The organism is Mesorhizobium sp. M0496 (assembly GCF_040321205.1).
Classification (GTDB): Bacteria; Pseudomonadota; Alphaproteobacteria; order Rhizobiales; family Rhizobiaceae; genus Mesorhizobium.
Window position 1 is genome coordinate 199,258 of record NZ_JAMYRC010000005.1, and the last position, 9,327, is coordinate 208,584.

Here is a 9,327-nt window from a genome sequence, read left to right on the forward strand (position 1 = left end):
CATATGCACAAGCTTGAACGTCTCCTGCGGCCGAAATCGATTGCCGTCTTCGGCGGCGCGCAGGCCGCAGCCGTCGTGGCGCAATCGATCAAGATGGGTTTTGCCGGCGAGATCTGGCCGGTCCATCCGAGCAAGGAAGAGGTCGCCGGCCGAAAGGCCTATCGCTCCGTCGCCGATCTTCCCGGCGCACCGGACGCCGCCTTTGTCGGCGTCAACCGACACTTGACGATCGAGGTGGTCAAGGCGCTGGCCGAGCGCGGCGCCGGCGGCGCCGTCTGCTTTGCCGCTGGCTTCCTCGAGACCGAGGCCTATGACGACGACGGCGAGCGACTGCAGGCCGAGCTGGTCGCGGCGGCGGGCTCGATGCCGATCATCGGGCCGAACTGCTACGGCCTGATCAACTATGCCGACGGCGCGTTGCTATGGCCCGATCAGCATGGCGGCATCCGATTGGCCGAGGGCGGCAAGGGAGTCGCCATCATCACCCAGTCATCCAACATCGCCATCAACATGACGATGCAGAAGCGCGGCCTGCCTATCGCCTTTCTGATGACCGCCGGCAACCAGGCGCAGACCGGCCTCTCCGAAATGGCGCTCGGCCTGATCGAGGACGAGCGGGTCACGTCGCTCGGCCTGCACATCGAGGCCTTCGATTCCGTAGCCGGCTTCGAGCGGCTGGCGGCGCGAGCACGCGAACTGAAAAAACCAATCATTGCCATGAAGGTCGGCCGTTCCGAACAGGCGCGGCAAGCCACTGTCTCGCACACTGCCTCGCTGGCTGGCTCGGACGCGGCTTCGGGCGCCTTTCTGAGGCGGCTCGGCATAGCGCGTGTCGATTCCATCCCCGCCTTCATCGAGGCGCTGAAGCTACTGCACATCACCGGACCTTTGCCCGGCTATAGGCTGTCCTCGATGAGCTGCTCGGGCGGCGAGGCCTCCGTCATGGCCGACAGCGCCGAAGGCCGCTGGGTCAATTTTCCTGTGCTCAGCAACACCCACCGCGCCCATGTCAAATCGACGCTTGGGCCGCTGGTCGCGGTCGCCAATCCGTTGGACTATCACACCTTCATCTGGAACAACGAGCCGGCGATGACCGCCACCTTCACCGCCATGGTGTCGGGTGGCTTCGACCTCAACATGCTGGTGCTCGACTTCCCGCGCCCCGACCGCTGCTCGGTCACCGACTGGTGGGCGACGCTGCGCGCCTTCGAGTCGGCGCTGAAGACCAACAAGGCGCACGGCGCGATCGTCTCCTCGTTGCCGGAGAACCTGCCGGAGGAATACACCGCCGAGCTGATGGCGCGCGGCATGGTGCCGTTGTTCGGCATTTCCGAAGCCATGGACGCCGCCGGGGCGGCAGCCTTCATCGGCTGGGCGTGGCACGAGCCGCAGGCGCAGCCGATCGACACGTCCGCCTCCGGCGCGCCTGGCGGTGATCACATCACTCCTGACGAGGCCGAGGCAAAATCGCGCCTCATCGAGGCCGGCCTGCCGGTGCCGAAAGGCGAGCGCGCCGCCAACGCGGTCGAGGCGGTGATCTCGTCGATGGCACTCGGCTTTCCGGTGGCGCTGAAGGCGCTGGGTGTCACCCACAAATCCGAGGTCGGTGCTGTCAGGCTCAATCTCAAAGACGCCGAGTCCGTCAGCACCGCGGCGCATGACCTCTTGCCGCTCGGCACCGGGCTCTATGTCGAGCGCATGGTGCGCGACGGTGTCGCCGAACTCATCGTCGGCTTCACCCGCGATCCGATGTTCGGCGCGGTGATGACCTTGGGCACCGGCGGCGTGCTGGTCGAGCTGCTGCGCGACAGCGTCACATTGATGCTGCCGGCGACGCGCGACGACATCGAGGCAGCGTTGCGCGGCCTCAAATTGTTCCCGTTGCTCGAAGGCTATCGCGGCCGGCCGAAGGCCGATGTCGCGGCCGCCATCGACGCCATCTCCGGCATTGCCGCCTTCGTGCAGCAGAATGCCGGCGAGATCGAGGAACTCGACATCAACCCGCTGATCGTCTGCACCGAAGGCAAGGGCGCCTGGATCGCCGACGCACTGCTGGTGCTGGGAGACAAGAAGAATGTCTGACGTCATTTCGACCCGCCGCGAAGGCACCATCCTCGAAGTCACGCTCGACCGGCCCAAGGCCAACGCCATCGACCTCAAGACCTCGCGGCTGATGGGCGAGACCTTCAAGGCGTTCCGCGACGATCCCAGCTTGCGTGTCGCCATCGTCAAGACCGCCGGCGACAAGTTCTTCTGCGCCGGCTGGGATCTGAAGGCCGCTGCTGGCGGCGACGCGGTCGACGGCGACTATGGCGTCGGCGGCTTTGCCGGGTTGCAGGAGTTGCGCGACCTCAACAAGCCGGTCATTGCCTGCGTCAACGGCATGGCGGTCGGCGGCGGCTTCGAGCTGGCGCTGTCCTGCGACCTCATCTACGCCTCCGACCATTCCTCCTTCGCGCTGCCCGAAATCCGAGCCGGCACGCTGGCCGACGCGGCAACGATCAAGCTGCCGAAGCGCATTCCCTACCATGTCGCCATGGACCTTTTGCTCACCGGCCGCTGGATGGACGTCGCCGAAGCGCATCGCTGGGGCCTGGTCAACGAGGTGCTGCCCAAGGAAAAGCTCGAGGACCGCGTCTGGGAGATCGCCCGGCTGCTCGCCGGCGGTCCGCCGCTGGTCTTCGCCGCGATCAAGGAAACGGCGCGCGTGGCCGAGGCGCTCACCTTCCAGGACGCGATGAACAAGGTGACGCGCCGCCAGCTGCCGACCGTCGATGCACTCTACGGCTCCGAGGACAATATGGAAGGCTTTCGAGCGTTTGCGGAAAAGCGAGAGCCTGTGTGGAAGGGGAAGTGAGGATTGTTGCGGAAATGACGGCGCTTACCCCCCTCTGTCCTGCCGGACATCTCCCCCTCAAGTGGGGAGATTGGCAGTTTCAGCGCAACAGCTCAACCTGCAACGCCAGAGATTGGCGAAAGCCGATGCGACATCCAATCTCCCCCCTTGAGGGGGAGATGTCCGGCAGGACAGAGGGGGGTGCCCGGGCTCCATGACCGACTACAAAACCCTCATCGACGCCGAGACCTGGGCCTTCATCGAGCGGACCAATTCCTACTATCCGCCCGATACGATCGACTACACGATCGCGCGGCAGCGCGAGATCTATGACCGCATGTGCCGCGAATTCTTTGCCGGCTATCCCGACGGCGTCGCGGTCGAAACCTCCGCCATTGCAGCGCCCACGCACATCCCGATCCGCATCTACCGAGGCGCAAGCCAACCAGCCGCGACGGTGCTGTATTTCCATGGCGGCGGCTTCATCCTCGGCGGGCTGGACAGCCATGACGATGTCTGCGCCGAACTCTGCGCCCGCACCACCTATGAGGTGGTCTCGGTCGACTATCGGCTGGCGCCGGAGCACCTGCACCCAGCCGCCTTCGACGACGTGATGAGCGCCTTCGAATGGGCTGCTGCTACACGCAACCACCCAATTCTGCTTTGCGGCGACAGCGCCGGCGGCAATCTTGCCGCTGCCGTCAGCCATGCGGCACGCGGCCACGCGAAAAGGCCGATCGGCCAGGTGCTGATCTATCCCGGTCTTGGCGGCGACCGATCGAAGGGATCATATCTCAGGCATGCCGAAGCGCCGATGCTGACCACGCGCGATCTCGAATTCTACAAGAACATTCGCACCGGCGGGCGAGACGGCACCGGCGACATCACACAGTCGCCGCTTGCCGACGCCGATTTCGCCAACCTGCCGCCGACCGTGCTTATCACCGCGCAATGCGACCCCTTGTCGTCCGACGGCGAAGCCTATCGCGACCGCATCGTCGCGGCTGGCGGACGGGCATATTGGTTCGAGGAAAAAGGGCTGGTGCACGGCTATCTCAGGGCCCGGCACACGGTCGGCCGCGCCCGCGCCAGCTTCACTCGCATCGTTGACGCAGTTGCCGCCCTTGGACAGGGTGCCTGGCACTGGTGAGCGGTCTTTTCGCCTCGCGGCCTGAACCTTATTGCACCGAGGCAGCCGCCGACCGGCCGGCGCTGCGGCCCGAAAAGATGCAGCCGCCCAGGAAGGTGCCCTCAAGCGCCGCATAGCCATGCACGCCGCCGCCGCCGAAACCGGCGGCTTCGCCGACGGCGTAGAGCCCGGCGACCGGCTGGCCATCGGCACCCAGCACGCGGCTGTCGAGATCGGTCTGCAGGCCGCCCAGCGTCTTGCGGGTCAGGATGTTGAGGCGCACCGCGATCAGCGGGCCGTTCGCCGGATCGAGCATCTTGTGCGGCTTGGCCGTGCGGATCAGCCTGTCGCCGAGATAGGCGCGAGCACCGCGCAAAGCGGTGAGTTGCATGTCCTTGGAGAACGGGTTGTCGAGCTGCCGGTCGCGAGCGCGAATTTCGCGCTCCACCTGGGCCAACTCAAGCAGTGGATCACCGCCGGCCAGCGCGTTCATGCGCGCGACCAGCGTCGGCAGGTCCGCCTCGACGATGAAATCCTCGCCCTTCTCCATAAACGCTTTCACCGGGCCGGGAATGCCTGATGTGGCGCGGCCGAGTACCTGGCGCCAGCTCTTGCCGGTCAAATCGGGGTTCTGTTCGGAGCCCGACAGCGCGAACTCCTTCTGGATGATTTTCCTGGTCAGGATGAACCAGGAATAATCGAAGCCGGTACTCATGATGTGGGAGAGCGTGCCCAGCGTGTCGAAGCCGGGATAGAGCGGCACCGGCAGGCGCTTGCCGCGCGCGTCGAGCCACAATGATGATGGGCCGGGCAGGATGCGGATGGCATGATCGGTCCAGATCGGCGCCCAGTTCTTGATGCCCTCGACATAGTGCCACATGCGGTCGCGGTTGATGATCGAGCCGCCGGCCTGTTCAGTGATTGCCAGCATGCGGCCGTCGACGTGATCGGGCACGCCGGTGATCATGCGCCTGGGTGCCGCGCCGAGCCGCTGCGGCCAGTTTTCGCGGACAAGCTGATGGTTGGCGCCAATGCCGCCGGAGGCTACGATCACCGCCTGCGCATGAAGCTCGAAATCGCCGGCAATGTCGCGCGAGCTCTTGTGGCCGCGCTCGACAGTGCTCGGCTGCAGGATATCGCCGCGCACGCCGTCGACGGTGGCACCCGTTCGGGTCAACTCGTTGACGCGGTGGCGGAATTTGAAGCTGATCAGCCCTTGCTTCTGGGCTTCGAGAACGCGCAGGACAAATGGTTCGAGCACGCCGGGGCCGGTGCCCCAGGTGATGTGGAAGCGTGGCACCGAATTGCCGTGGCCGATGGCATTGCCGCCGCCGCGCTCGGCCCAGCCGACGACGGGGAAGAATTTCAGGCCGCGCTGCATCAGCCAGGAGCGTTTCTCGCCGGCGGCGAAGCCGACATAGGCTTGCGCCCATTTGCGCGGCCAGAAATCCTCCGGCCGATCGAAAGCGGCGGTGCCCAGCCAGTCCTCGAGCGCCAGATCATGCGAATCGCGGATGCGCATGCGCCGCTGCTCCGGCGAATCGACGAGGAAAAGGCCGCCGAACGACCAGAATGCCTGGCCACCGAGTGACTGCTCCGGCTCCTGGTCGACGATGATGATTTTCTTTCCGGCCTGGGCAAGCTCGGCGGCAGCAACCAGCCCGGCAAGGCCGGCGCCGACAATGATCACATCCGCATCATCAGACATTTTCCCCTCCCCATTAGCCGGCTAACGCAATTCCAGGAAAAGTGTGAAGCGGTTTTCCCGGGAAAAGCGCGAGGCGCTTTCCCTAGGGAATCGCGTCGAAACAAGCGTTAGATGGTTTCCCAGCTATCCTTGCCGCCGGCGCGGAAGATGGCGTCGATGACTTTCTGGTTGAGCACGGATTCCTCCAGCGTGAAGACCCGCTCCTTGCCGCCCTGTGCCGCACGCGCGAAGGTCTCGACCTCCAGCCGGTACTGCTGGGTGCCGGGAAAGCGGAATACCTGCGCTTCGGTGTGGTTCTGGTTGTGCAGTTCGACGCGGTGATGGTCGTAGAGCCCGGCGTTGAAGGGCGAGAACACTTCGATGAAACCCTTCTCGCCATGGAACACCATGACCTGGCGCGCCGCCATCTGCGTCGAGAGGTAAAAGGACAGTTCGAAATCACCGAAATCGGCGCGGATCGAGGAATAGATGTCGGTGCCGAATTTCTCGTCGCGTTCGATTGTCGCCTGCACGCGCAGCGGCTCCTTGCCAGTCGAAAAGCGCGTCGACACAGTCGGATAGACGCCGATGTCGGGCAGCGCGCCGCCGCCGAGATCGAGCTTGTTGCGCATGTTGTTGGGGTCGACATTGTAGTAGGAGAAGGCACCCTGCACATGGCGCAGCCGGCCGATGGCGCCGCTGGCGATCAGGTCGCGCACCTTGATCCATTGCGGGTGGTAGATGACCATGAAGGCTTCGCAGACCAGCACCTTCTTCTGGTCGCGCAGCTTGATCAGCGGGAGAATGTCCTTGGCGTCGAGCGCCAGCGGCTTTTCGACCAGCACATGCTTGCCGGCTTCGATGGCCTTGGCCGTCCACTCGACATGCTGCGAGGTCGGCAGCGGGATGTAGACGCCGTCGATTTCGTTGGAGGCGAGCAGGTCCTCATAGGAGCCGAAGGCATGGCGGGCGCCAAAGCGCTCGGCCAGCGCCTTGGCCTTCGACAGGTCACGGCTGGCGATCGCCGACAGCACGCCGTTCTCCGCCTCGACCATTGCCGGCAACAAATGCTCGCGGCCGATCTTGGCCGTGGACAACACACCCCATCGGAACATCAGGCTTCTCCATCACGATTACAGGTGACGAGGTTTGCCCGAAATCGCCGGAAAAGCCAATTGGAGACTGTCCATCAAAGCGCGCCTTCGTCATCCTCGGGCTTGACTGCGAGACGGGGTGGGGGTGCGCACTACGAGACCCCCACCCCGCTCCGCAAAAGCCGCCTTGCGGCATTTGCTGCGCGACCCTCCCCACAAGAGGGAGGGTGAGCGCGCTTTACCCGCTCACCTTGAAGAAATCGACGAAGGCGCGCAGCGCCGGCCGCATCTGGCGGCGGCTGGGGTAGTAGACGAAGAACCCGTCGAAGGGCGGGCACCAGTCCTCCAGCACGCGTACCAGCCTGCCGTCGGCAAGCGCCTCGCTGACATAGCCTTCGAACACGAAGGTCAGGCCGGCGCCGTTGATCGCGGCTTCGACATTCAGGCGATCCTCGCCGACGATCAGCGGACCCTCAACTGATATCTCAAGCTCCTCGCCGTCCTTTTCGAACTCCCAGCGGTAGAGCACGCCGCTCGAGAAGCGGAAGCGGACGCAGCGATGTGCCGCCAGGTCGCGCGGATGCAGCGGGCGCGGCATTGTCTCGAAATAAGAAGGCGCGGCAACCACGGCGCCACGGATCGATGGCCCGATCCGCACCGCGATCATGTCGCGTTGCAGGCTTTCGCCGAGCCTGACCCCGGCATCGAAGCCGCCTTCGACCACATCGGTGAAGCGATCCTCGACGACGATCTCCAGCACGATATCGGGAAAGGCCTGGGCAAAGGCGCCTAGCCGCGGCGCCAATGTGAGCTGTGCGGCGGTGCGCGGCACGGTGAGTCTGAGATTCCCGGCCGGCCGGTCGCGCGCCTCGATCGCCGTCTCCAGCGCCAGGTCGATCTCTGACAGCGCCGGCCGCAGTCGCTCCAGCAATTGCGCGCCCTCTTCGGTCGGCGCAACGCTGCGCGTGCTGCGCGACAGAAGGCGAACGCCAAGCCGTGCTTCGAGGCTGGACACCGCATGGCTGACCGCCGATGGCGCGATGGCGAGTTCCCTGGCCGCGCCGCGAAAGCTGCCGCATTGGGCGACGGTCGCCAGAACCGCGAGTTGTGAAAGATGGGCTCGATTCATTGATCTATCTTTTAGAACAGGCCGTGCGGATGAACGACGACTATCGAACATAGGGCAAGGCGCTATTTTTGTCGCATCACAACAAGGAGACGCGTGATGCAAACCCGCAAGCTTGGAACTGAATTGAATGTCTACCCCGTCGGCCTCGGCTGCATGGGCATGAGCTTCGCCTACGGCGGCCAGCGGAAGCCGACGCGATCGCCACCCTGCACCGCGCCGTCGAGATCGGCGTCAACTTCTTCGACACGGCGGAAGTCTATGGTCCCTACGAGAACGAGATCCTGCTCGGCAAGGCGCTGAAACCGGTGCGCGACAAGGTGACCATCGCGACAAAATTCGGCTTCAAGATTTTGGAAGAAGGCACAGGCATGGACCGCATGGCCGGTGTCGACAGCCGTCCCGAGCACGTCAAGGCCGTTGCCGAGGCCTCGCTGAAGCGACTGGGCACCGATGTCATCGACCTTTACTACCAGCATCGCGTCGACCCCAACGTGCCGATCGAGGATACGGTCGGCGCTATGGCCGAACTGGTGCGCGAAGGCAAGGTACGCGCGCTCGGCCTGTCGGAGGCGAGTGCCGCGACCATCCGCCGGGCGCATGCCGTGCATCCGATCGCTGCTGTGCAGAGCGAATACTCACTGTGGAGCCGCGACCCGGAAGACGAGGTGTTCGCCGTCTGCCGCGAACTCGGCATCGGCTTCGTCCCGTACAGCCCGCTCGGCCGTGGCTTGCTGACCGGCACGATCGCCAAGCCTGAGGCACTGAGCGACGACGACTGGCGCCGTGGCCTGCCGCGTTTCCAGGCTGACGCGATGGCGGCCAACGCCGCCGTCATCGCCACGCTGGAAAAGATGGCGGCTGAAAAGGGCGTGACCACGGCACAGCTGGCGCTGGCCTGGGTGCTGCACCAGGGCGATTTCATCGTGCCGATCCCCGGCGCGCGAAAAATCCATCATCTGGAGCAGAACACGGCTGCGGCCAGGATTGAGCTGAGCGCTGCCGAGGTGCAGGCCATCGGTGACGCGCTGTCGCCCGACAAGGTTGTTGGCAAGCGCTATACGGAGGAGTTGCTGGCGCTGGTGAATGGGTGAGTCAGGTCACCGTTGGAGGGGGCGCTTCGGCGTCCCTTTTGCGTGGCGCGGGTGTAGAAGATTGTGAGACCCTGGCGCGAGGCACCCCCCTCTGGCCTGCCGGCCATCTCCCCCGCAAGGAGGGAGATTGGCAGCTCCACTGCCGGCACCTCTCCTTCGATGTTGGTGATTGGCGAAGCCGGCGTGACATCCGATCTCCCCCCTTGCGCAGGACTGTCCGGGGAAAGTTATTCATATATGAAGGCCATCTGATTGAGGGAGGATCGGTCTCTTGGTCGGCTCGGATTGACCGGCGGCGGCTTGTCGATGGCGTGTATTTTTCGCCGCCCGAACAAGTATTGGGCGACCAGCTCTGTGAACC

General features: G+C 64.7%; 6 protein-coding genes and 1 pseudogene. 4 read left to right on the forward strand and 3 right to left on the reverse strand.

What is annotated here, in order from left to right:
* The first annotated feature begins 3 nt into the window (after window positions 1-3).
* The 3 genes from NKI73_RS07965 (at window position 4) to NKI73_RS07975 (ending at window position 3,986) form a co-directional block, all read left to right on the forward strand.
* The gene (locus NKI73_RS07965) at window positions 4-2,082 is read left to right on the forward strand and encodes an acetate--CoA ligase family protein (protein ID WP_352628348.1); all 2,079 of its coding nucleotides are present in this window, start codon (window positions 4-6) and stop codon (window positions 2,080-2,082) included.
* Window positions 2,075-2,857 (forward strand): carnitinyl-CoA dehydratase, encoded by a 783-nt coding sequence (locus tag NKI73_RS07970; RefSeq protein ID WP_352628350.1) that lies wholly within the window; start codon window positions 2,075-2,077, stop codon window positions 2,855-2,857. Before NKI73_RS07965 ends, NKI73_RS07970 begins: the two co-directional genes overlap by 8 nt.
* A gap of 193 nt (window positions 2,858-3,050) precedes the next feature.
* On the forward strand, window positions 3,051-3,986 hold the full coding sequence (locus NKI73_RS07975; protein WP_352628352.1) for an alpha/beta hydrolase: 936 nt from the start codon (window positions 3,051-3,053) through the stop codon (window positions 3,984-3,986).
* A 28-nt stretch (window positions 3,987-4,014) separates the two neighbouring features.
* On the opposite strand, the gene NKI73_RS07980 is transcribed toward NKI73_RS07975, so the two are convergent.
* The 3 genes from NKI73_RS07980 to NKI73_RS07990 all read right to left on the reverse strand — a co-directional run bounded on the left by NKI73_RS07980 (window position 4,015) and on the right by NKI73_RS07990 (window position 7,875).
* Complete coding sequence (locus NKI73_RS07980; RefSeq protein WP_352628354.1) at window positions 4,015-5,673, reverse strand: FAD-binding dehydrogenase; 1,659 nt, start codon at window positions 5,671-5,673, stop codon at window positions 4,015-4,017.
* Window positions 5,674-5,780: 107 nt separating this feature from the next.
* Entirely contained in the window at window positions 5,781-6,767 is a 987-nt protein-coding gene (locus tag NKI73_RS07985; RefSeq protein ID WP_352628356.1) for a Gfo/Idh/MocA family protein, read from the reverse strand.
* A 217-nt stretch (window positions 6,768-6,984) separates the two neighbouring features.
* Window positions 6,985-7,875, reverse strand: a complete 891-nt coding sequence (locus NKI73_RS07990) for a LysR family transcriptional regulator (protein WP_352628358.1) — start codon at window positions 7,873-7,875, stop codon at window positions 6,985-6,987.
* Window positions 7,876-7,971: 96 nt separating this feature from the next.
* On the opposite strand from NKI73_RS07990, the pseudogene NKI73_RS07995 reads away from it, so the two are divergent.
* Window positions 7,972-8,966 (forward strand): annotated as a pseudogene (locus tag NKI73_RS07995) (aldo/keto reductase).
* Window positions 8,967-9,327 lie beyond the last annotated feature (361 nt).